Source organism: Adhaeribacter aerolatus, from assembly GCF_007991635.1.
Taxonomy (GTDB): Bacteria; Bacteroidota; Bacteroidia; order Cytophagales; family Hymenobacteraceae; genus Adhaeribacter; species Adhaeribacter aerolatus.
On record NZ_BJYS01000022.1, the window covers coordinates 99,563 to 124,322 of the forward strand.

At 44.4% G+C, this 24,760-nt stretch carries 15 protein-coding genes; 6 read left to right on the forward strand and 9 right to left on the reverse strand.

Annotated elements, in window-relative coordinates; all coding sequences use genetic code 11:
• Positions 1–12 precede the first annotated feature (12 nt).
• The 5 genes from AAE02nite_RS15185 to AAE02nite_RS15205 form a co-directional block, all read right to left on the reverse strand.
• Complete coding sequence (locus AAE02nite_RS15185) at positions 13–3,576, reverse strand: VCBS repeat-containing protein (protein WP_146899112.1); 3,564 nt, start codon at positions 3,574–3,576, stop codon at positions 13–15.
• A gap of 156 nt (positions 3,577–3,732) precedes the next feature.
• Complete coding sequence (locus tag AAE02nite_RS15190; protein WP_146899116.1) at positions 3,733–5,496, reverse strand: RagB/SusD family nutrient uptake outer membrane protein; 1,764 nt, start codon at positions 5,494–5,496, stop codon at positions 3,733–3,735.
• Between the two features lie 44 nt (positions 5,497–5,540).
• Positions 5,541–8,792 (reverse strand): SusC/RagA family TonB-linked outer membrane protein, encoded by a 3,252-nt coding sequence (locus AAE02nite_RS15195; protein ID WP_146899119.1) that lies wholly within the window; start codon positions 8,790–8,792, stop codon positions 5,541–5,543.
• 362 nt (positions 8,793–9,154) lie between these two features.
• Positions 9,155–11,509: a GH92 family glycosyl hydrolase gene (locus AAE02nite_RS15200; RefSeq protein ID WP_307725548.1), complete on the reverse strand. Its 2,355-nt coding sequence runs from the start codon at positions 11,507–11,509 to the stop codon at positions 9,155–9,157.
• Between the two features lie 506 nt (positions 11,510–12,015).
• Entirely contained in the window at positions 12,016–12,837 is an 822-nt protein-coding gene (locus AAE02nite_RS15205) for a glycosyltransferase family 2 protein (RefSeq protein WP_146899126.1), read from the reverse strand.
• A 126-nt stretch (positions 12,838–12,963) separates the two neighbouring features.
• Between AAE02nite_RS15205 and AAE02nite_RS15210 the strand changes: the two genes are divergently transcribed.
• The 4 genes from AAE02nite_RS15210 (at position 12,964) to AAE02nite_RS15225 (ending at position 17,624) form a co-directional block, all read left to right on the forward strand.
• The gene (locus AAE02nite_RS15210) at positions 12,964–14,796 is read left to right on the forward strand and encodes an ABC transporter ATP-binding protein (protein WP_146899129.1); all 1,833 of its coding nucleotides are present in this window, start codon (positions 12,964–12,966) and stop codon (positions 14,794–14,796) included.
• Positions 14,797–14,925: 129 nt separating this feature from the next.
• Positions 14,926–15,420 (forward strand): hypothetical protein, encoded by a 495-nt coding sequence (locus AAE02nite_RS15215; RefSeq protein WP_146899132.1) that lies wholly within the window; start codon positions 14,926–14,928, stop codon positions 15,418–15,420.
• Entirely contained in the window at positions 15,404–15,994 is a 591-nt protein-coding gene (gene lpcA / locus AAE02nite_RS15220; RefSeq protein ID WP_146899137.1) for a D-sedoheptulose 7-phosphate isomerase, read from the forward strand. Before AAE02nite_RS15215 ends, lpcA begins: the two co-directional genes overlap by 17 nt.
• A 91-nt stretch (positions 15,995–16,085) precedes the next feature.
• Complete coding sequence (locus AAE02nite_RS15225; RefSeq protein ID WP_146899140.1) at positions 16,086–17,624, forward strand: YifB family Mg chelatase-like AAA ATPase; 1,539 nt, start codon at positions 16,086–16,088, stop codon at positions 17,622–17,624.
• A gap of 234 nt (positions 17,625–17,858) precedes the next feature.
• Here AAE02nite_RS15225 and AAE02nite_RS15230 read toward each other — a convergent pair whose 3' ends face one another.
• Both AAE02nite_RS15230 and AAE02nite_RS15235 read right to left on the reverse strand, forming a co-directional pair.
• Positions 17,859–19,643 (reverse strand): DUF885 domain-containing protein, encoded by a 1,785-nt coding sequence (locus AAE02nite_RS15230; RefSeq protein ID WP_307725547.1) that lies wholly within the window; start codon positions 19,641–19,643, stop codon positions 17,859–17,861.
• Between the two features lie 194 nt (positions 19,644–19,837).
• Entirely contained in the window at positions 19,838–20,944 is a 1,107-nt protein-coding gene (locus AAE02nite_RS15235; protein ID WP_146899143.1) for an acyloxyacyl hydrolase, read from the reverse strand.
• 308 nt (positions 20,945–21,252) lie between these two features.
• Between AAE02nite_RS15235 and AAE02nite_RS15240 the strand changes: the two genes are divergently transcribed.
• Positions 21,253–21,912 (forward strand): porin family protein, encoded by a 660-nt coding sequence (locus AAE02nite_RS15240; RefSeq protein ID WP_146899146.1) that lies wholly within the window; start codon positions 21,253–21,255, stop codon positions 21,910–21,912.
• A gap of 224 nt (positions 21,913–22,136) precedes the next feature.
• Positions 22,137–22,781 carry a porin family protein gene (locus AAE02nite_RS15245; protein ID WP_146899149.1) on the forward strand — a complete coding sequence of 215 codons (645 nt, stop codon included), beginning with the start codon at positions 22,137–22,139 and terminating at the stop codon, positions 22,779–22,781.
• Positions 22,782–22,852: 71 nt separating this feature from the next.
• Here the strand turns inward: AAE02nite_RS15245 and AAE02nite_RS15250 are convergent, their stop codons facing one another.
• The gene (locus AAE02nite_RS15250) at positions 22,853–24,214 is read right to left on the reverse strand and encodes a dipeptidase (protein ID WP_146899152.1); all 1,362 of its coding nucleotides are present in this window, start codon (positions 24,212–24,214) and stop codon (positions 22,853–22,855) included.
• A gap of 217 nt (positions 24,215–24,431) precedes the next feature.
• A partial coding sequence (locus AAE02nite_RS26310; RefSeq protein ID WP_170252611.1) for a hypothetical protein occupies positions 24,432–24,760 on the reverse strand: 329 nt, incomplete at its 5' end.

Genomic DNA, 24,760 nt, shown 5'->3' on the forward strand with positions numbered 1-24,760 from the left:
GTTGGGTTAAATTTAAAGCTTACGGCTGCGGCCTTTAAAATCAAATATTTCTACCGAAGTCATGGTGGGCAAGCGTTCAAAACGGCGCGCCGACTGCGACAAATAAGTGGAACCGTAATTAAATTCTAATTTCTCTTTTTTACCATTGGCGTAGGTTACCACAGCCCAGGCATCAACTGGCTGTAGGGCTATTAATTGAGCTGGTTGTTTTGTACCCGGACTAACTGTATTCTTAATATTGTAAACCTTCAGGCTATCTTGGTTTTGGGTGGCTATTACTATTTTCTCTCCTTTACGGCCATAGAGCGTAGCTAATCCCTTGGCATCTCCATTAACCATAAAGCCACTATGCTGTATACTACGCGGAATAAAATTTCCCTTGCCATTGCCTTGCAGGTACAAGCCCGTAAAAGCATCGTAGCGGCCGGTAAATACTTCGGTACCGTAATCATTCCCTACCAGCAATACATCCAGGTTGCCGTCCTGGTTTACATCGGCGGTTTGCATGCCATAAACCGGTGCTATCTGGGCCTGGCGTGGCAGTAAACTCATCTTAAATTTTCCGCCACCTAAATTCTGAATATAACTGCTGCCCATCTGAACGGCCTCCAATATTAGCGCCTTTTCTAAATCTTTCGGTTTTAAAACTTCATCGATCGGCGCTTGGCTGTATTGTACGTAGCGGGCAAAAACACTGCGGGTGCGGGGCATCTGGGCGTTTAAATCGTCGCGGGTATGCATCGGGAACGGTTTAAAGGTACCATCTTCGGCTTTCATGTAGCAGGCCAGCACCGGGTCTATACTGCCATTGTTATCAAAATCTTTGGCGTAAACCCGGAGGGGCTTGTCTTTAGAAGCGGTATAGTTGGTATTTAGGCCTAAGTTACCGGCCAGGTAATCGGTATCGCCGTCTTGGTCAAAGTCGCCGGCTACCAGGCTGTTCCACCAGCCGGTTTGCTCCGCAATACCCGAAGCGGTGGTAATATTTTTTAAATTTCTACCGGTATTTTTAAAGAAAGAAACAGGCAGCCACTCACCGGCCAGCACCAAATCTACTTTACCATCATTGTCAAAATCCGACCACAAGGCATCAGTAATCATACCAAATTTACTTAGTTCCGGGCATACCTGCGCCGTTACATCAATAAACTTACCGCCATTGTTCTGCAACAAGTAACTGGCTGGCGCCAACGGATATTTTCCACTCACTACCCGTCCCCCGACAAATAAATCCAGGTCGCCGTCCTGGTCGTAATCGGCTGCTTTTACGCACGATTTGCTGCTTTGAAAAGCTGGTAAGGCTTGTTCATCTAACTGAAATATTCCTTTGCCGTTATTTTTATATAGCTTATCCTGTAAGTTTGGCGTACCCTCCTGAAACTCATAGCTGCCACTCACGGCATATAAATCCAAGTCATTATCGTTATCGGCATCAAAAAAGAGTACGCCCAATTCTTCCTGCGTTTTAGTACCGGTTAGCTGCATATTTTGGGTAGAAGATTTGAATTTGCCATTCTCCTGCTGCAAAAAGAAAGTGCCTTTTTTGCCGGCGGCCCCTCCGATATAAAAATCGTCCAGGCCATTATTATCAATATCGCCAACAGCTATGCCGGGACCATACTGGGTATATTTATGCGGTAAGGTTTTCTGGATATTAAAATCTATTTTGTCGTCTTCCTGGTGCTTAAACAGAATATTATACAACCCAGAAGCTTCCTTTAAAGGCGCATTTACGAACATTGTACTGGCATCGGGATAAACCCCATTACCGGCTGCGTTTTTCTGGTTCAGCGTTAGTACCTGGTTGGCTTTTACCTGCTTTAAGACCTGCTGTTTACCGTCGGGCCAAGTAACTTTAATTGAATCTACCACCTTATGCTGCCCCAGCCCAAAGTGCGCCGCCTGCTCTACCGTAGATAAGTAACCGGAATAGATAGAATGTTCGTAATATTGCTCCTGACCACCAGCCAGAAACACTTTTACTTTGGCGCCCAAACCCGCAGTATTAGGTGCCGCTCCGGCAAATTTTACCCGCAGGTAATTATTGCTTTTCTCTTTGGTTTTAGCTGTATAAAGGGTATTCTGATAGACAAAAGCACTGTCGTTTATATTATTTACTACAAAATCCAGGTCACCGTCGTTATCTAAATCGGCGTAAGCGGCCCCGTTTGAGAAAGATGGTTTACTTAGCCCCCAATCGCGGGTTTTATCGGTAAACTGTAAGCTGCCGTTATTTTTGAAAACATAATTAGGCAGTTTTATTTGCGGAATAGAATCAACCAGGCTCATTTCGTTGGCTACCATATTCATACCGGCGTTGTAAACCGCAAAATCATGGTCGGTAATATCGCGCGGAAACCCGTTGGTAATAATTACATCGCGTAAGCCGTCGTTGTCGAAATCTGCTACCAAGGGCGTCCAACTCCAATCGGTTTGGTACAAGCCGGTTAATTGCCCTACCTCGCTGAATACCGGATGACCTTTGGGCGAAATACCATTATTTAATTGCAACGTGTTGCGGGCATACTGGTGCTGGTAGCCGTAAATATTGTTGTTGAAATAGGTAACATAATTGTTCGATTTCACCATCATCTTCTTCCGCTTGTTATCTTCGGGCAGCATATCCACCGCCATAATATCAACCAGCCCGTCGTTGTTAATATCGGTTACGCTGTTTCCCATGGCCGAGAAACTGGTGTGTTTGATATAATCGGTTATTTTATTTGAGAAGGTACCGTTCTTGTTGTTGATGTAAAGCAGGTCATTAGACAGGTAATCGTTGGTAACATAAATATCGGGCCAGCCATCCAGATTAATGTCGTTGATTGCTACTCCTAAGCCGTAGCCTTCGTAAAGAATGCCGGCTTCTTGGGTAATGTTGGTAAACGTATTATTGCCGTTGTTGCGGTAAAGCCGATCGTTGTTCTCGGCGGTGCCGTTGTTTATTTGTTTGCGGTAACTGGTAGGCAAGCCGTTGGTAATGGTATTAGTTAATACATACAAATCCAGGTCGCCGTCTTTGTCATAATCCAGGAAAGCGGCATTGGTAGAATAACCGGTGTCGGCTAATCCGTAAGCGGCCGCCGATTCGGTAAAGGTTGGCACCCCATCTTTACCAGTACCATTATTAATATACAGCAAATTAGCCCTACTGGCCGCGTTCTTCTTCATGGTAGCAGTTACATACATATCCAGCCAGCCATCGTTATTAATATCGGCCAGGGCTACGCCCGAACTCCATTTTCCGCCGCCAGTTACCTTAGCTTTCTGGCTTATGTCTTCAAACTTAAAATTGCCTTTGTTCAGGTAAAGTTTGTTCGGCACCATATTACCGGTGAAGTAAATATCGGACAGGCCATCGTTGTTAAAATCGCCTACGGCTACGCCACCCCCGTTATAAATATATTCCTGGTTTAAAATATTAAGGGTGTCGCTTTCAAATATCCGGTTAGCGAAGGTAATGCCGGTTTCTTCGGGAGAAAGTAGCTGAAAAAGGGTATTGGGTTCTTTTTCACAACTATTAAGGAAAAAGGAGCTGATTAAGAATACAACCAGCAGGGAGGGCCTTGTAAACATAATTAAGAAAAGGAGAACAAAAGAAATATTTTAGTAATGCTAATCTCTAAAATTAACAAAATATCCAGAGATATTAAATAGGATTAAATAATAAAAGGCAGGATTAAACAACCCTGCCTTTTAATTTAACAAATTTGGTTAAGTAAGCACCCCAGATTAATACCCGATGTTCTGTTTAAGGTTGAAAGTACCATTAGCTAGGCGGCTGGTAGCTATTACGCGTTCCGGAACCGGCATATATTCGTCCTGATTTTTTGTAAACTGCGCGTTCACAAATTTAGGAACATAGGTTTTTTCGAAAGCAGCATAATTATTTAAAACTACATCGGCAATACCCCAGCGTACCAGGTCAAACTTGCGGTGGCCTTCCATAGCCAGTTCTAGTTTCCGCTCTTCCATAATGGCTGCCAGGGCTTGTGCTTTAGAACCAAAATTAGCATACAAACCAACTTTGTAGTTTCCTACTGGCCCGGTGGTATTGGTACCCACATTGGTAATACCCGCAATTGTTTCAGGGCTACCGGCACGGGCACGTACTATATTAACATGGTCAGTGGCTTTACTCAAGCTTCCGGCCTGGGCTTCTGCTTCAGCTGCCATCAGAATTACATCGGAATAGCGCATTAAAGGAAAACTAAGCGCATTAGCCGGTTGTCCCCAGGCACCAGTACCAGCCGAACCACCAGATTGTTCTGCCTGGGAATGCACGTTTTTCTTAGGACTGTAAGGGCCACCATTGTTAATATCACGAATCCAGGCACGGCCAGGGTGCGGACCATAATCCAGGTACTGAATACCCCGCCGACCTACAGTATGATCTAAACGTGGATCAAGCGTACCAGCGTAAGGGGTAAACGGATCGGTTGCCCGCTGCTTATAGTCACTGGTTACACCATTCGCCGCATAAGGCGTCATTGTAGGCAAACCAGTTGCTGCATCGGTCATATAAGAATTAACCAGAGCCTGAGACGGCTGGAAGAAACCGCAGCACCCTCCTGGGGCACCAGCATTATGCGGGAAGTTCAAATTATTCTCCCAGTTCGCATTGGCATTAGCGCCGGCACCATCGTTATGAGCATACTGAATAGCAAATATTGTTTCGGCACTATTTTTAGTGGCTATCCGGAAATTAGCTCCAAAATTTGGATTTAAGGCGTATTTATTACCTTGGGTATTAGTACCATTGGCCATTACATCGTTCAGAATTGGCAAAGCAGCGCTATATTTATTCTGAAACATCATGGCTTTGGCCAGGAAAGACGCGGCAGCCCATTTGTTGGCTCTTCCTCTATCTGTCAGGGTACCAGGTAAATTATCCTGCGCAAACTTAAAATCCGCTTCAATCTGAGGCCATATTTCTACTTGGTTGGTGATAGCCCGGTAATCCTCAGTGGTAAGAGCGGTTTCTGGAATCCAAGGAAAACCCAAGCCAAATACTTTTCTTCCTTCCATGTGGAAGAAACCTCTTAAAAAGCGGGCTTCCCCTTCAATGCGCTTGGCATCCGCCTCAGATAAATCAGTAGCAACTTTTAAAGCTCTGATTACCTGGTTGGCCATACCAATACCATCTACCACCCCATTCCACTTAGCTCCCATTTCACCACCAGCAGTTTGCTGATAAAGTTCTATTGGGTTTATGCTGTTAAAGTCGGATGGCTCAGTACCTTTATTTGCATCATCGGCGGCAACGCTGCCCCAAACCCAGTTAGTAGAGCCAGTGGTTTGGGTCTCCGGACGACCATCGAGGGCAGCATAAGCTGCAATCAGCATACCTTCAATACCCTTTTTATTCGTTAAAGCAGCTTCGGAGTAAACCCCTACCGGGCCTAGCTCCAGAAACTCTTCTTTACAAGCGCCCATAATGCCGGCGAGTAGTAAAGAACTGAGGGATAACTTTATAAAAAATTTATTCTTCTTCATTTTAATAATAGTCTAATAATATTGTTTATTCTGTTTCCCAGGGATTAGAATCCTAAGTTAATACCAAATATAAATTGTCTGGCATTCGGATAATTAGCCTGGTCAACGCCCATAAATTGGTCATCACCGGTATTGTTGTTGTCACCCACAATGCTGATATCAGGGTCGGCACCAGTATAGTCAGTAATGGTAAACAAGTTCTGACCTTGTACATAAACTCTTAAATTGTTTAACCGAACTTTATTGGCAATACTAGTGGGTAATTTATAACCCAATTGCAGGGTTCTCATTCTGAAATAAGAACCTTTTTCAACAAAATAATCGGTAGAGATACCAGAAGAGTAAGTGTCTTTGGAGCTGATGATTGGCAAGGTGCCATTCGGGTTCGATTCAGACCAGGAATTTTCTAATACCCGGGTACTTACACCGCCCACAAAACCTCTCATATCGGTAAACCATCTGGTAAAGTTATACAGGTCGTTGCCGTAGTTCCAGAACAAGAAGGTAGAGATATCGAAATTCCTGTAAGCCAAAGATAAGTTAGAACCTAACTGGAATTTAGGAATTGGATTACCTATGATAGTTCTGTCGGCATCATCAATTTTGTTGTCACCGTTCTGGTCTTTAAGTCTCCAGGAGCCAATAGTTTTGTATGGCATAGCAGGACCGGCATCTAATTCGGCCTGGTTTTGGAAAATACCATCTACCTCGTAACCAAAGTAAGAAGAAATAGGATATCCTTTCTGAACTGCAATAACGTTACCTAAACGGCTAGCACCCCGGTAAATAACCTGGCCTTCTTCGGCCATTTTAGTCAGTTCATTGGTATAACGGGTAAAGTTTAAGCTGGCATCGTAATTAAACTCGCCGGCAAAGCTACCGGTAGTTCCCAGGTTAAGGTCAAAGCCACGGTTACGCATGCTACCAATATTAATTCTGGGCTGTGTAATTTCGGCCATTAAACCATTCCGTACCTGGTCAATTAAAAGGTCTTTCGTTTCAACGTTATAACCTTCTAAAGTAACAGTTAAACGGCCATCGAATAAAGAGGCATCAATACCTAGGTTAGTTGTTTCGGTAGTTTCCCACTTGGTAGTTAAGTTGCCCTGACGTGACTGCCGGTAACCTACGGTAGAAGCATTGTTCTGGCCGTTAATGGCATACCACGACTCTCTTCCACCAGAAGCAAATGTTGAGAATTGGTTGTTGGCATCTACGTTACGCTGACTACCCATTTGTCCCCAACCACCACGCAGTTTTAACTCGGTAATAAACGGAATTCCTTGCAGAAAAGCTTCATCAGAAATACGCCAAGCGGCTCCGAATGCCGGGAACACACCAACTCTGGACTCTGGTCCGAATTTCGAAGAAGCATCCCGCCGTACCGTAGCGTTAATCAAATATTTATCCCGGAATCCGTAATCTACCCGGCCAAACAAAGAGTACAGCGAAGAACGGCCAGTGTTGAAAGTAGAAGTATTACGAATGCCTGTACCGGATTGAATAGTCCGGAAATCTAAGTCTGACAGGTCATAATTCTGGTTAGAACCCGTAATTCCACGGCCAGAACCTTTAACCGCTTCAGTACCCGCCAATAATTTCACATTGTGGGTTTCGGCAAATGTGCGGTTAAAAGTCAGGGTGTTGGTCCAGGTCCAGGTGTTGAAGTAACCATAGCTCTCTGAGAATGAATTTTGGGTTTGGTTTTCAGAACGCTCGTAGGTAATAGCAGTAAAGTTATTGTTATAGTTATTACTGTAATCGGTACCAAACGAAGTTCTGGCTGTTAAACCCTCCATTATATCTACCTCAGCGAACACATTACCAAAAATTTTATACCCATTATTTTTATTATCCTTGCCCCGGGTTAAGTTAGCAATAGGGCTACTACCGTTACCTGATTCACCTACCCGGTTACCAGCAAAACCACCATTAATATCATAAACCGGCAAATATGGCACCATCCGGTAAGCTTGCGCCCAGGCTCCGCCTTCGCCAGCTTCACCACCACCCTGTCTGGTTTCGTAAGTTAACTGCAGGTTTTCGCCCACCCGAACTCTTTTAACCGGATTAAACAAGGTATTTGCCCGTACAGTAGCGCGATCATAACCAGTATTAACAATTGTTCCTTCCTGGTTAAAATAGTTTGCACCTAAAGAGTAAGTACCTTTCTCCGTACCGCCAGAGGCATTAATCTGATGGCTTTGAATAAGCGCAGGGCGGGTAATTTCCTGGAACCAATTAGTACCCGGACTCGCTTTAATGATTTGGTAAAAGGGAGCTCCTGGTGTTATATTATACTTAGCCGCATCGGCCCGGGGATCACCAGCCGGAACACCACCTGAAAAACCCGGACTAACCACTATATAGTCAGGAGCTACCGGGGTGGTACCGCTGCCAAATATTGGACTGGTAGTAGGTACACCACCGTTTCTCCGGGAAGTAAACAAATATTCGCCGTACTGCTGCGTATTAAGCATTTTGGGCATCGAACTTTCCGGTATTATTTGTACACCGGCGTAAGAATCAATGGAAATGCTGGAGGTACCGGCTTTACCTCTTTTGGTGGTAACAATAATTACCCCGTTTGCCGCGCGTGAACCATAAATAGACGCCGAAGTAGCATCTTTTAAAACTTGCAGTGATTCAATATCCTGAGGGTTTAAAGAAGATGGGTTTTCGGTAGGTACACCGTCAATTACATAAAGCGGGTCGTTGTTACCGAAAGAAGCAAAACCCCGGATACGCACTTTGGCGCCGGCACCCGGCTGTCCGTTACCACTAACCGTAACCCCGGATGCTCTACCCTGTAATTGCGCCTGTAAGTTAGCCGCGGGCGTTTGCAATAATTCGGTGGGTTTAACCACCGAAACCGAACCAATAATGTCCCGCTTTTTTTCAGTGGTATAACCGGTAACTACTACTTCCTCCAGCGCTTTCGCATCGTCGGCCATGGTCACGTTTACAGTTCCCGGACCCGAAAACGATTTTTCTAAGGTAGTATAACCAATAAAAGAGAAAACCAGGGTACCACCTGTTTCGGGTACACTTAAGCTGTATCGGCCATCGACATCGGTAGCCGTACCGTTAGTTGTTCCTTTCAATAATACAGTTACACCAGGAAGAGCGTCTCCGCTAGAAGAAGTAACCCGGCCGGTAATTTGCCAAACCACTGGTTTGACAACAGTTTTGTTTGTTTCCACGGCTGCCTGAAGGGGTGCAGAAATCCCTCCAAAAGCAAGCAGCATCAACAATAGGCAACTTTTACGTTGCCAACGATGCGTAACTTTTTTCATTTTAACTTTGGATTTTGAATTGTTTGAGTGTTGGAATATTAACTCATAAATATAAGAAATAAGAGAATCAGAAGTACACTTTTTGTAGGTACAATTGTATATTTACAACACTATCAACAGAAAGCAATAGTCTTTGTAAAATTTACAATAAACTTGATTTATTGATGTGAATCCAATTGAAAACTGTTTCCTTTTTTAGACTTTTGATTTAACAATATTGCTAATTTTCTAAAAAAAGGCTCAAAAATATGTTTATTAGTGTCGTTTACACATTTATAACTAAATAATTTTGATGTTTTTTAACCAGAGACGGCTTATTACTAGCAAAAAGCGTTCATTCCGCACAAAAATACTTATCAAAATTATTTTGGCATACTGGTAGTGGTTGTTGCCCAACGCTTATTAGGTACATTCCCCATTTTAAAAACCAGCACACCACCCGTCAAAATATCATTATGCCGTAAATAGGCATTATTATATGTTTTCCCGTTCAGAGTGGCGCTTTGAACGTAAATATTCGCCGGCGAAAGGTTCTCGGCCCGGATGCGGAAAGAGCGGTTATGGCCAACCGGTAAGCTTATTTCTTTAAACTGGGGAGTACCTATTATATAATATGGTGTACCGGGCGTAACCGGGTAAAAACCCATGGCGCTAAACACGTACCACGCCGAAGTCTGGCCAGTATCGTCGTTGCCGCTAATGCCGCCGGGGCCGCTGCCGTATTCGGTTGTTATTATTTCGTTTACTCTTCTTTGTGTTTTCCAGGGGGTATCGGCATAGTTAAACAGGTAAGCGATGTGATGCCCCGGCTCATTGCCGTGCCAGTATTGTTTCTGGTCGAAAAAAGCATCCAGCCGCTGCCCAAACTTTTCTTTGCCACCCATCAGGGTTACCAGGCCGGGGACATCTTGCTGCACCGAGTACGTATATTGCCAGGGCGTACCTTCGGTAATATAAATTTCTTTTTTATTGGGGTTAATATCTTTGTACCAAGAGCCATCAGCGTGCCGCCCCCGCATAAAACCAGATTGACTATCGTAGATATTTTTGTAGTTATTACTTCGTTTTAAGAATAGCTGATAATCTTGCTCCTTGCCGAGGGCTTTGGCCAGTTGACTAACTGCAAAGTCGTCGTAAGCGTACTCTAAAGTGCGCGATACCTGCTCGCGTTTATGAAACGCCTGCCAAACAGAATCCTCCATGGGAATATAGCCATACTTTATATAAGAAGGCAAAGCCCGACGCCCCCGTCCATCGGCGTAATCTTCCGGTCCGGCCGGCTCCAGGGCATTTTTGCGCATGTACCGGTAAGCTTTTTCGGCATCAAAACCCCTAATACCTTTTATATAAGCATCGGCAATAACCGAGGCGCCGTGGTCGGCAATCATGGCTGAGGTGTAACTGTTCCAGCACGGGAAGTTAGGTAGCCAGCCGCCGCTCTCCGACATGGAAATTAACGTACTTACCATGGCCCGGGCGCGTTCGGGTTGCAGCAGTACGTAAAGCGGGTGCACGGCGCGGTAAGTATCCCATAACGAAAAATCACCATGAAATTCAAAATCATTGGTTCTTTCGGTTTTATATTGCTGCGCAAACGCCGGATAAGTACCGCTTACATCGCTGTACACGCGGGGCAGCAGCATGGTGTGGTACAGGGCCGTGTAAAAAATGGTTTTCTTCTCGGTATTATTATCCCTTACCTGCACCGAACCTAAAGCTTTATTCCAGGCCGCAGTGGCAGCATCTTTTACTTTATTTAAATCCCAGGCCGGAATTTCGGCTTCTAAATTCCGGCGGGCTTCGGCAATGCTGGTGAAAGAAGTACCCACTTTTACTTTAATAATATCGCCCGCCTGAACCGCGTAGGTTACATACCCGCCGGCGCTTTTTCCTTCTCCGGTAACCGTTATCTGGGTCGAGACTGAACCATCGCGGAAGGTACCGGCCGTTTTAAAAGGCTTACTAAACTGAATAACAAAATACCCGCTAAAACCCGCCGGCTTGCCTTGCCCCTGGTAAATCCGATGCACCGGATTATAGCCGCTTATTTCGTTTTTGCCCACATCAATACTTAATTGTGCCTGGCCTTCGTCGCTGTTGGGGTAAATAATTAGGGGGGCTTGTTCAGCGGCTTGGTTAAACCGGAACTGCAGCAAACCGGTCCGGGAAGTAGCTGTAATTTCGGCATCAATATTATAGCTGGTGAGGTTTACGGCGTAAGCAGCCGGCGAAGCTTTCTCGGTAGCGTGGCTGAAGGCCGAGGCATATTTCTCTGGGTTAACTTCTACGGCGCCGGTGGTGGGCATAATGGTAACGCTGCCGTAATCCTGGGTACAGGAACCGCTCATCCAATGGCTGCCCCGAAAACCTGATATTTTGGTATCCGCGTGATAATACGGCGAGATGCATTTTCTTTCGGTGGTGCGAGTTTGGGGTGTCCAGTGGGTCATGCCAAAGGGTACGCCTACCGCCGGAAAGGTCTGGCCTTTCAGCTCCGACTGGGCTTCGCTGTGGGCTTTGGCGCTGGCGGTGGTAGCCAGGCCAGTGCCAATCAGCGGATCGACGTACTGTACCCAATTGGTAGTTGGTGGTTGCTGGGCAAAACCGGCCAAACCGCAACTACTCCATATGAAGGATAAAACGAAAAGACGAAATAAAGTTAACCGGTATTTTTTTACAGAATTATATCCAATCATTAGGCTTTCGAAAGTATACATTGCATAATCTAAAGCTATGCCCAAATAAATTTATTAAATCCGGCCCTGATACCCACGTCTGTGATTGTAAGGAAACCTATTCAGCAAATAGCCCCTGGTTTCCTCCTGCTACATTAATTAGCAGTTCTAAATAATATTATACGAAGTAAGCGGGCATTTTTAGTTACCAGCTTGTAAAATATTGATTATTGTTTATTAATTATAGGGCTATCGTAAAAAATAAAGATCTTCTTTAATCCTGGTAACTGAAGCGTGGTTCCACTATCAACTGACCGGTAAAATCTCCATTATCGTCCGGCTAAGAGTGATTCTGCCATATACCTGCTTTAAATTTAAAGAAGTATAACTTGGAACTACTTATTCTAACCAGTTTTCACCAGAAAAGGCGATTATGACAATTTTGTAAAAGCCATAGTTTTAATATTTTCTGCAAAAATTCGTTGCAAAACAAGTGCGGCCGGTAATATTACCAGCCGCACTTGTAAATGAATCTTTTGTATAAACTTTTATATCGCTACGTAATCTTTCAGGTAAATCGCCCTTTCTTCCGGCGTCCATTTCTGCTCTATTTTTATAATATTACTTGCATCGGCAAATTTCACGGGTTTCGATTTTACGGTCAGGCGGATGAAATGATGATTGAAAACACCCAAAGCTATATGCATCGGTTTTACATCGCCCTGCTCCAAATGCCGTTTTTTACTACGGATATACAAATCAAAATCAGCGCCCTGAATGCGTTCATCCCAAAGCCCTACTTTTTCCAGACCACGCCGCGTCATGATTACTGAATTACCTACAAAGCCTTCCTGCACCTGGTTACCAAAACGGGCATAACGGCGGGCGCAGAACTTTTCCCAGTCGCCGTACATTAGTTTAGCCATTAACCTAAAAGTAAAACCGTTGCGGGCAATATTACTGATAATATTTTTAATTAATTTCCAGCGACGGCCCAAGGCTAAAGTAGCCGGCACACTTTCTACGCGCTCAATGCCGCAACTGGTAATAATATCGAGCTGGTTGGCCTGCATGGCTTCCAGAATGTGCTTGTCCCACTGCGGGGCCACAATAATATCGTTGTTTAAAAAGGCCAGTACCTCGTATTTAGCCTTCCGAATGCCTTGGTTCTGGCAGTACGGGTACGAATAATTTTGTTCGTTCTGGATAACGGTGGCGCCTATGCTCTGAAAAAACTCGCGGCTGCCATCCGTAGAGTTATTATCGATTATGATTAACTCGAACGGGTAATGGGTATACTTTACCAGCTTTTCGTAAAACAGCTTGTTCATTGCCAATTGGTTATGCACCGCTGTAATAATACTGACCATGTTGTGTTTTTAAGTAACTATCAGGCTGCAAAGGTACCAAAATAACCTAAACCCACCACCACCCCTGTTCCGTTGCCGATTAATGCTTACCTTGCAGCAATTTTCTGTTACCCATTTATTTTCCGGATGAAAACCTATTTCCGTTTACTGGCCTTTGCCAAACCTTATAGCCGGTTTGTACCGTCCTATGCTATTTTGGCAATATTAGCTGTTTTATTCGGGTTGGTAAACTTTTCGCTGTTGATTCCTTTACTCAACGTTTTATTTAATACCACGCCCGAAGTAGCGACTCCCGCCAAACCAACTTTTGCCTTAAATATTGAATATTTTAAAGACCTATTTAACTACACATTTTATAACATACGGACCGAAAAAGGACCAATGGGTGCGCTGCAATACGTTTGTGCTATTATTCTGGCTTCGGTCTTTTTATCGAACCTGTTCAAATATTTGTCGCAGCGGGTAATGACTTCCATGCGGACGTACGTGGTGCGAAACCTACGGCGGGCTTTGTTCGAGAAAATTTCTAACCTGCACGTAGGCTACTTTCACCACCAGCGCAAAGGCGATTTGCTTTCGAGTGTTTCGAACGATGTAAGCGAGATTGAAAACTCCGTAGTAAGCTCGGTGCAGGTGGTTTTCCGGGAGCCACTCATGATTATCGGATATTTCATTTTCCTGTTCATGATTTCGGCCCAGCTTACCCTTTTTACTTTACTTATTTTACCAATTTCGGGCGGCATAATTGCTTTTATTGGGCGCAAATTACGGCGCGATGCCAAACGGGGCCAGGATTTACTTGGTAATTTACTCAGCGTAATGGAAGAAACCATATCGGGTAACCGGATTATTAAAGCTTTTAATGCCCAGACCTACGTGCAGGAAAAATTTGACATAGAAAATAACCGCTACAAAGATGTGTTAAGCTCGGTCTGGAACAAGCGCGAACTGGCTTCTCCGGTTTCAGAATTTCTGGGCATTACGGTAGTAGTGGGCGTTTTGCTGTACGGCGGTCACCTGATTATTAACCAGCAATCGGATTTAAGCGCTAGCGAATTTATTACCTTTATTGCCCTTTACTCCCAAATATTAATCCCGGCCAAGAATATTTCTACCGCCATGACTAATATTCAGCGGGGTATTGCTTCCGGCGATCGCATCCTGAAAATAATTGATTACCCAGAGCAGGTAACCGAAAAACCCAACGCCCTGCCGCTGCCGGCCTTTACCTCCGGCATCGAGTACCGCAACGTCGATTTCCAGTACGAGAAAGAAAAAGTATTAAATAATATTTCGCTAACAGTACCCAAAGGTAAAATGGTAGCGCTCATCGGGCAGTCGGGCTCCGGTAAATCTACCCTAGCCGACTTACTGCCCCGTTTTTACGACGTAACCGGCGGCCAGCTATTAATAGACGGCATCGATATCCGGGATATAAAAATAACTGACCTCCGCGAGCAAATGGGCATTGTAACCCAGGAAGCAATATTATTTAATGATACCATCTTTAACAACATCGCCTTTAATAAAATTAACGCTACCGAAGCCGAGGTTATAAACGCCGCTAAAATTGCCAACGCCCACGAATTTATTATGCAAACGCCGAACGGCTATAACACGCTCATCGGCGACCGCGGCGGTAAACTATCGGGTGGACAGAAACAGCGCATCAGCATTGCCCGGGCCATTCTCAAAAATCCGCCTATTTTAATATTAGATGAGGCCACTTCGGCCCTGGATACCGAATCGGAAAAACTGGTGCAGGAAGCCTTAACCAACCTGATGAAAAACCGCACCTCGATTGTAATTGCGCACCGCTTAAGCACCGTGCAGCACGCCGACGAAATTGTGGTAATGCAGAAAGGCCAGATTATGGAACGCGGTACGCACGAGCAATTGCTGGCCCAAAATGGTTTGTATACCCGGCTAAACCAAATGCAGGTAGTAGCCCTAAGCTAATTTTTAGTATATGGCTTACACTTTGGGATTGATTGGTAAGTTAATATTTTAGACGGCGGCTGGCTAGCCCTAAGATTAAGTTTGCGTAAGAGAAAATATATTCTTTTATTACTATAAACTAAAAAAACTATGGAAACAGTAAAGAAAACTGTCAATATTCTGGTAATGATTTACCTAATATTGGCCCTGCTGATATATTTAGATATTTTAAATATCGGGCAAAACACTAATCCGGGTTTTTATACCAACTTTTTCCTGGCCGGCGGCTTGCTGATGCTGCTGGAACTAGTAACCGAGAATATTTACATCCTGTTCTTAAAGCGGAGCCACGTAAAACAATACCAGAACAAAATTAACGAGCTTAAAGCCAGCCTGTACGACCAGAAACAGGAAACGCAGGATTTAATAAAAAAGCACAACGAAGAGCTGGCTATTGCCCGGGCTAACCAAAATGCGGCACCGCCTTTGGTGCAACATCCGCAGCCAACTTCGCGGCCTGTGCTCACGCCTATTAATCCGGATGTTGATATTACCTCGGCCCCTTTACCACCTAAACCAGTAAACCCAACCGATTACCCAACCCGAAATACTGATTCTGATAATTACCGTGAACCAAACCGCTGAAACTATCCTGGCCGAACTGAACGAGGCGCAACAGGTTTTAACCAACTTTTTAACTACTCCCGAAAATATTAACCGCATTCAGGCGGCTGCCGAATTAATGGCGGTGGCCGTACAAAACGGACGCAAAATATTATCGTGCGGCAACGGCGGCTCTATGTGCGATGCCATGCACTTTGCCGAAGAACTAACCGGCCGCTACCGCGACGACCGCCCGGCTATTCCGGCCATTGCCATCTCGGATGCCAGCCACATGAGCTGCGTCTCCAACGATTACGGTTACGATTCCGTGTTCTCCAGGTATGTAGAAGCTTTGGGTCAGCCCGGCGATGTAATACTTTGCATTAGTACCAGCGGCAATTCAAGCAATATTTTAAAAGCTGCCGAAACTGCCCGGCGCAAAGGCATGCAAGTAGTTAGCCTCACCGGCAAAGACGGTGGTAAACTGGCTCCTTTAACCGATATAGAAATACGCGTGCCGCATTTTCGCTACGCCGACCGTATCCAGGAAATTCATATAAAAGTTATTCATATTTTAATTTTATTAATTGAAAAAAGCCTGGCTAAATCAATTTAATTTTTTGAATATTCTGGTGGAATTTATCTACCGGCAGCCGTGTTGGTAATCCAATTATTCTAAAACCTTTAAGCAGAAATATTCCTTTTTTATGCTCATCAGAACTTTTGGCAGCGCGGTGCACGGTGTTAATGCCTACACCATTACCATTGAAGTAAACGTAACCCCAGGTACCCGTTATTACCTCGTTGGTTTACCCGATAATGCCATCAAAGAAAGTGAGCAACGCATCGAGTCGGCGCTGAAACAGCACGGTTACCGCATGCCCCGCCAGAAGGTAGTTGTAAATATGGCCCCCGCCGATATTCGCAAAGAAGGCTCGGCTTACGACTTACCTATCGCGTTAGGAATATTAGCTGCCTCAGACCAAATGCTGGGCGATAAACTAAAGGATTACCTGATTATGGGCGAACTTTCTTTAGATGGCACGTTGCGTCCCATTAAAGGCGTGCTGCCCATTGCCATTCAGGCCCGCAAAGAAGGGTTTAAAGGCTTTATTTTACCCGCCGAAAACGCCAAAGAAGCTGCCATTGTAAATAAACTGGACGTATTAGGTGTAGAAAATATCCGGCAAGCCATTGATTTTTTCGATAACAAAGCCGATATACCGCCCCTAAAAATAGATACCCGCGAAATATTCCAAAACACCGTAAACCAGTACCAGGCCGATTTTGCCGATGTACAAGGTCAGGAAAATATTAAACGGGCCTTGGAAATTGCGGCCGCCGGTGGCCACAACGTTATTATGATTGGTCCGCCAGGCGCTGGTAAAACCATGCTGGCTAAACGGCTGCCTTCTATTTTGCCGCCCCTTACCATGCAGGAAGCTTTGGAAACCACTAAAATTCATTCCGTGGCCGGTAAATTGGGCGTGGCCGCTTCGCTCCTTTCTACCCGGCCTTATCGTTCGCCGCACCATACCATTTCGGATGTGGCGCTCGTAGGTGGGGGCGGCATTCCGCAACCCGGAGAAATATCGTTAGCCCACAACGGCGTTTTATTTATGGACGAATTACCGGAATTTAAACGCACCGTACTGGAAGTAATGCGGCAGCCTTTGGAAGAACGGCGGGTAACCATTTCACGGGCCAAACTTACCATCGATTTTCCGTCTAATTTTATGCTCATTGCCAGCATGAACCCGTGCCCGTGTGGCTACTACAATCACCCGGAGAAAGATTGCGTGTGCGGCCCTGGCATGGTGCAACGCTACCTGAACAAAGTAAGCGGCCCGCTCCTCGACCGCATTGACCTGCACGTAGAAGTTACGCCCGTTACCTTCGACCAGATGACCGAAACCCGCCGCTCCGAAAGCAGTGCCGAAATCCGGGAACGGGTGGTAATAGCAAGGCAAATTCAGGAAGAACGGTTTAAAGATTTTCCGGAAATTCACTCCAACGCCATGATGCCTTCGCAAATGGTAAAGGATATTTGCCAGATAAATGCCGGCGGTAAAGCGTTGTTAAAAACAGCCATGGAACGCTTAGGTCTTTCGGCCCGCGCCTATGACCGCATTCTGAAAGTAAGCCGCACCATTGCCGACCTGGCCAATAGTCCTGAAATCAGAATAGAGCACCTGGCCGAAGCTATCCAGTACCGCAGCCTTGACCGCGAAGGCTGGGCCGGGTAAGAATAAATATTTTAAAAGAAACTGTTTAGCCTTTTATAAAATGGAGGAGACTTCTGCCCTTGCTGGGTGTTTTCACCGGCAAGTAGTCTAGCAGTGGCTTTAGGATCGGCGGTGATTACACCACCAATGGCCCCTGATTCTCTTCGAAACACAAATATTAAACAGCTTCAAAGTTAAATACCTCTTATTTCCGATGGTAAAAAGTCTTTATCTTTCTTAGCGCCAGGTTATTTTTTATTTCTGTTTTGCGGCCCAGGCATCCATTTTAGTTTCCAGCACGCTTAAAGGCAAGGAGCCATCTTTTAGAATCTGGTCGTGGAAGTCAGCCAGGCTAAATTTATCGCCGAGTGCTTTCTCGTATTTGGCACGTAATTCCCGGATTTTCATGGCACCAATTTTATAACCTAGCGCCTGTCCCGGAATGGCCATATACCGTTCTATTTCGGCCGTGGCCCCTTGCTGGCTAATGGCTTCGTTGTCCATCATGTATTTTATAGCTTCTTCACGAGTCATGTTTTTGGTATGCAAAGCCACATCTACTACCAGCCGGATGGCGCGGTGCATTTCATCGCCGAGAGCGCCCATGTGCTGGTACGGGTCGGAATACAAGCCCAGCTCTTTCCCTAAAGATTCGCAGTACAAGGCCCAGCCCTCTACGTAGGCATTATGCCAGCCAAAGCGGCGGAACTTGGGCAATTTATCATTTTCCTGGGTTAAGGAAATCTGGTAATGGTGGCCCGGGATGGCTTCGTGCAAAAACAAAGATTCCATGCCGGAGGTAATATTAAATTCTTTCGCATTCAGGATGGGGATATAAAAAATTCCGGGGCGTTTGCCGTCGGCTGAGCCCTGGTTGTATTCGGCACTGGCCGAGGCCGCGCGGAAGGCTTCGGTTTGCCGGATTTCGAAAGGCGTTTTAGGCGTATTGTTAAACATCTTTTTTAAGTTAGGCTGCATCCGCTGGTGAATATTTTCGAAAGCAGTTAAAACCTCCTGCGGCGTTTTATAGGGCGTAAATTTCGGATTGGTTTTCAGGTGCTCGAAAAACGCTTTTAAATCGCCTTTAAAGCCCACCTGATTTTTAATAGATTCCATAGTTTGCCGGATGCGCGCTACTTCTTTTAAACCGGTTTGGTAAATTTCTTCGGGCATACTGTTGGTAGTGGTTTGCTGTTTTACCAGAAAAGCATACATCTCTGTTCCGTTAGGCAGCGCCGATAGGCCGGAAGTGGCCCGGGCTTTCGGTAAATATTCAGTTTGCAGGAAGTTGTGGAGTTTCTGGTAAGTGGGAACAATCTCCGTTGAAATGGCCTGCCGATAAGCTTCCGTCAATCGGGTTTTATCGGCTTCGGCAAAATCTTTCGGTAAGTTGTTAATCGGGCCGTAAAATAAGCTTTTGGTTGGGTCGGTTACAACCATACTCTGCATTTGCGGCAGCATTTTCTGCACCAGCGATTTTGGTAAAACTACCCCAGCCTGGGCTCCTTTCCGGAAATTAGCAATGGCAGTGTCGGCCCAAACCGAAAAAGCAGATACCCGTTTTAACCAGTTTTCGTAATCTTTTACGGTTTTAAACGGCTGCATACCGGATCCGGAACCAAATTGGCCCATGGTAATAGGCAAGGCATAAAACTGGTTGAAGGGCAGGTATTCAAAATGATATTTCTCTGCTTCCAGCGCCGTTTCCAATTGGTCTTTCAGCACCGCATAAGAAAGCTTATCGTTTTCGTTTAAGGCTTCCGGCTCAAAACCTTGCAAAGCCGTTAAATATTTCTGATAGAAGTTATGGGTTTCCTGCAGGTAAGCCTTAGAACCATCGTTCGGCAATAAGTCGTTATAGCGCAAATCGCCGGTAGATGTAGCTTCCAATGGGAAAAGCCGCAATCTTTCCTGGTAGTAATCTTCTAAAAGACCGCTGAAATCTTTGGCACCGGCGGTATTATTTTCAACTTTTTTGTCCTGGTTACAACTGCTCATCAGGACAGTAGCAAGCATGATAAAGAATATATTTTTCATCATTAATATTTTGAATTTAATATTAACAAAAGTTTACAGCCTTACCAAACGTCAAGCAACAGACCTATTCACATTTATTTATACTATATTACTCTACCAAAACTGACACGGCAATACGGCCATTTACAATAACCTTATTGGAGGAGGAATAAGCTAACTTAATTCAGTTTTAATAAACTAAAGCCCATTAGGAATAATTAAATCCGCAACCCCAGCCGATACTCAAAAATATCGGCTTTGATTACATCGTGAAGTTTTAAGCCGCCCGCCAGATACAGATTTTTATGGAATTGCCACTTAATTTCTAACCGCTGGAATATACCGGCATCGGCTTTGTATGGGCGATAAATATACCAACCCAAGTGCGTACCAAAAGAAAGATTGCCGAAATTTAGTTCGTGGCCGCCGGTTAATGAAGCACGCCGGATATCGGGCTTGGTACCGGCTGGTACGCGCGGATCCCAACCCCGGCGCGGAAATAGCGAAGGATCGTAAAAACCTTCTAAAGCCAGGGCCAGTGTACTTTTGTGGTTTAGCCGGTGCAGCGTGCCCACGGCAATAGAATTAACTACATATTTGTTTAAATCTATCTCGGCACGTTGCTTTATCCCAATGCTGGTACTTATAAAAACAAAATTCTTTTGCGGAATAGATGGCTCGGGCAGGTGTTTTAACTCAGGTGCGGGTTGTCGGTAATAATTGAGACCTACGGTAGCAGTGGCAATATTTAAACCCAAATTTGGCTTGGAATCGCCGCCGTTGGAATAATGGTTTAACCCCACTGCCGTTACTAATCCCAGGTTCGGGCTTATTATCCGGGTATACTCCAACCGGGTTTGAATAACGGCATTAATATTATTGCTGATTACATTGTTGGTTGGGTTATGTTCGAAGTCGTAACGATTGGTTAGATAAGCCAGGCCGGTACCAAACCGGAAATAAACCTCATTTTTACTTTTTTGCAGTACCGGCAAACTCAGATAAGGACTGAACGCCAACGATTGACCTAGTACCGGGTTTTGGTATTGAAAGTAAGTAAGCGAAAGGCCAATGCGCGGATAGCGGTAAAGCTGTTGCCAATACCTGTTGCCAGTAGTTTGTTTTTGTAAGTTTAACTCTAAACCCCTTGGATGAGTGCCGGCAAAATGCCTGATTTTGGGGGTATGCACCATAACGGAACCTTGCTGCAAAGCGCCTCCAAGTATAAGAGGTGCCGGGTTTTGGGCTATACTTTTTAACCCTACCAACAATAATACAACTACCCCTAACCCAAAACGGAAAAAACCTGAAAGCAAAGCCCGCATTATTTTTAAATATTACCCAAAGGTATTAAACAATTGGGGCACTTGGGAGTTATTACCAGTCAGACCAACTAACCCGAACCAGCAAAAATTATTTTTGTACAAAAACCACAGTATCTAAAATAAGAAAATATCATCGTTAAATACTGATAACGAAAGACATAAACACTTAAACGAAAATAAAAATAGCATTTTATACAAACAAAATTTATAAAGCACGTATAGTATGCCGAATTACATCATGTTATTATAATACAAATTTTAATTTATTACCTAATTAACAGTAAACTTAAAAGATTAATTTTTTGATTATGAAAAAGATTGGATTACTACTGGTGGCACTATTTAGTTTATCTTTTGCCCAGGCCCAGGTTAAACTTGGTGTTAAAGGTGGTATTAATTACTCTAATGTAGCCGGCAACCTGCGCGACGAAGTGAGCTACGACAACAAAGTAGGCTTTTTAGGCGGGGTAACCGCTAATATTCCGCTGGTGGGCGATGGTTTCTTATCGTTACAGCCTGAGTTATTGTATTCGCAGAAAGGATATCAGTACCGCGATGATGAGGTAACGATTGATAACGCCAAATACTCCATTAAAGGCAAACGCAACTTTAATTACCTGGATTTACCGGTGCTACTGCGCGTAAATGCCGGCGGCTTAATTTTTGAAGGCGGTCCGCAGGCTTCTTATTTGTTAGGCATCCGCGATAATACCGAAATTGAAAACGAAGGTACCGGTAACGACACCAAAACCTGGAACAAGATTGAAAAAGACAACCTGGCTGTACTGGAAATTGGTTATGTAGCCGGCGTGGGTTACCAAACCCCAATGGGCGTGGGCATTGGCTTGCGTTACAACGGCAGCATTAACCATTTAGCCAAATCAGATCCGAACAACGATGAGCTGGTAAATGCCCGGCACTCCGTATTGCAACTGCAACTAAGCTATATGCTTGGTGGCAGCCGTTAATAAAACACATTTAACGTAAATTAATTATTCGTTCCGGACAAACCCGGCTAGCTTTAATTAAGTATCACATAATAAACGTGATATCTATTAGGGCGGGCCGGGTTTACGGTTTTTAAACTTAACCATAATAAAAAAATTAAACCCTAAACCCCTTGTTTTACGATATAAGGCAGGATTTTTGTAACTCCTGTATTAGGATTACAAACCATTAACAAATTACAACTATGAAAAAATTATTAATTCTCGCTATTGCTCTTTTTAGCTTTTCCTTTGCGCAGGCCCAGAAAATTGGGCTGAAAGCAGGTATTAATTACTCCAACCTGGCCGGTGATTTAACCGATGAAGCCAACAACGAAGGCAAAGTTGGTTTTGTAGGTGGTATAGCCACCAGTATTCCGCTCGTAGGCGATGGGTTCCTATCGTTGGCACCAGAGCTTTTGTATTCGCAGAAAGGCTACCAGTACCGCGACGAGACCTTTAAGATTGGCAACAACACCATTAAACGCGAAGGCAGCCGTACTTTTAATTACCTGGATTTACCGGTGCTGTTAAAAGTAAATGCCGGTGGTTTATTCTTCGAAGGTGGTCCGATGGCTTCTTATTTATTAAATCTTAATGACAAGACTAAAGAAAGTATTAACGACATCGAAAATAACAACTACACCGAATTAAGTAAAGACGGCTTAACCAAGTTTGAAATTGGCTACGCGGCCGGCTTGGGCTTTATGGCGCAAAACGGTTTGAGCCTGGGTATTCGTTACAATGGCAGCTTTAACAAGTTAGCCAACGATTACAACGGCAACGACCTGATGAATGCCCGTCATTCGCTTTTCCAGGCCACATTAGGCTTTATGATTGGCGGCAACTAGTAAAACGCCTAATCTAAATAAAAAGCCGGTTGGTACATTACCAGCCGGCTTTTTATTTTACTACTATGCCGTTATTTGCTCATTTCGGCCAAATATTTAAAGAAGTACGGAATGGTTTCGATGCCCTTCAGGAAATTAAATATTCCGTAATGCTCATTGGGTGAGTGAATGGCGTCCGAATCCAGGCCAAAGCCCATCAGTACCGAATCAATGCCCAGCTCGGCTTTAAACATGGCTACAATGGGAATGCTGCCGCCACTGCGCACCGGAATTGGTTTCTTACCAAAGGTTTGTTCAAAAGCCCGGCTGGCAGCCTGGTAAGCTACCGAGTTAGTGGGCGTTACTACCGGTTCGCCGCCGTGGTGCGGCCGCACAACTACTTTCACGCTGGGCGGGGCAATGCTTTCGAAATGCCGGGTAAATTTCTCGGTAATTTCTTCGGAGGTTTGATTGGGCACTAAACGCATCGATATTTTGGCAAAGGCTTTAGAAGCGATTACGGTTTTGGCACCTTCGCCGGTATAGCCGCCCCAAATACCGTTTACATCTAAGGTAGGCCGGATAGAGTTCCGTTCATTGGTGGTATACCCCGTTTCCCCGTGCACATCGCCTAAATCCAATGCTTTTTTATATTCCTCCAGGCTAAAAGGGGCTTTAGCCATTTCGGCCCGCTCATCCGAGGATAATTCTTCTACGTTGTCGTAAAAGCCCGGAATGGTAATGTGGTTGTTTTCGTCGTGCAACGAGGCAATCATCTGGCACAAAATATTAATGGGGTTTGCTACGGCTCCCCCGTACAAGCCCGAATGCAAATCGCGGCTCGGCCCGGTTACTTCTACCTCTACGTAGCTCATGCCGCGCAGCCCGGTGGTAATGGATGGGATATCGTTGGCAATAATTCCGGTATCCGAAATTACAATCACATCGGCCTGCAGTTTTTCTTTGTTCTGGTTTACAAAAATACCCAGGTTATTCGAGCCGATTTCCTCCTCACCTTCAATCATGAACTTAACATTGCAGGTCAATTCATTTTGCCGCATCATCATCTCGAAGGCTTTGATGTGCATATAAACCTGGCCTTTGTCGTCGCAGGCGCCACGGGCGTATATTTTCTCGTCTTTTATAACTGGCTCAAAAGGCGGCGAGTGCCATAGTTCGTAAGGGTCGGCGGGCTGCACATCGTAATGGCCGTAAGCCAATACCGTAGGCAGCGCCGGGTCAATAATTTTTTCGCCGTACACAATGGGATTACCGGCGGTTTCGCAAAGTTTTACGTTATCAGCTCCGGCTTCACGCAGTTTCTCGGCAATGAATTCGGCGGCTTGCCGCACGTCGCCTTTAAACTTGGGGTCGGCACTTACCGACGGAATGCGCAGTAACTGCAATAATTCGTCTATAAAGCGGTCTTTGTTCTCTTGTATGTAGTTATTCATTTTTATTTATCTATAGCCTGTAAATTGAGGATCAGGTTATTTTTTAGGTGATTGTTGGTTCTTTAAAGTATAATGTTTAAATATCCTTTTATTTCTTCAAAACCATCTTCCAGCTAATACAATAAATTGGTGAACATTAGAAATTAATCTTTTTTTCTCCCTCGGGTATAATGCATTATTTCTATTCTTTTTAGATATAAATTATTCTAATTTCTTTCTAAAGCGATTTATTCTTTAATATCATTGTCCAATTTAACGTATCCGGAAAGGGAAGATTAAACTTTTCAAAATCATCTGGTAACACAAGCATTTCATTCTTAACAGCATTAATGCTATCAAACACTACTGGAAGCTTTTTATCTTTAAACTTATCTGCAACAGAGCTACTTATTAATTTTTTAGTATCCCCTTTATATTCTTTACCATTGTAAGTAAAAGAATATTTAATTTGTAATCCCCCTCTGTAACCTGAGCTAACATTATAAATTAATCCAGGGGTAACTTTTAAATTTCTTCTTATAGATCCTCGTTCTAAATATTTCCTTA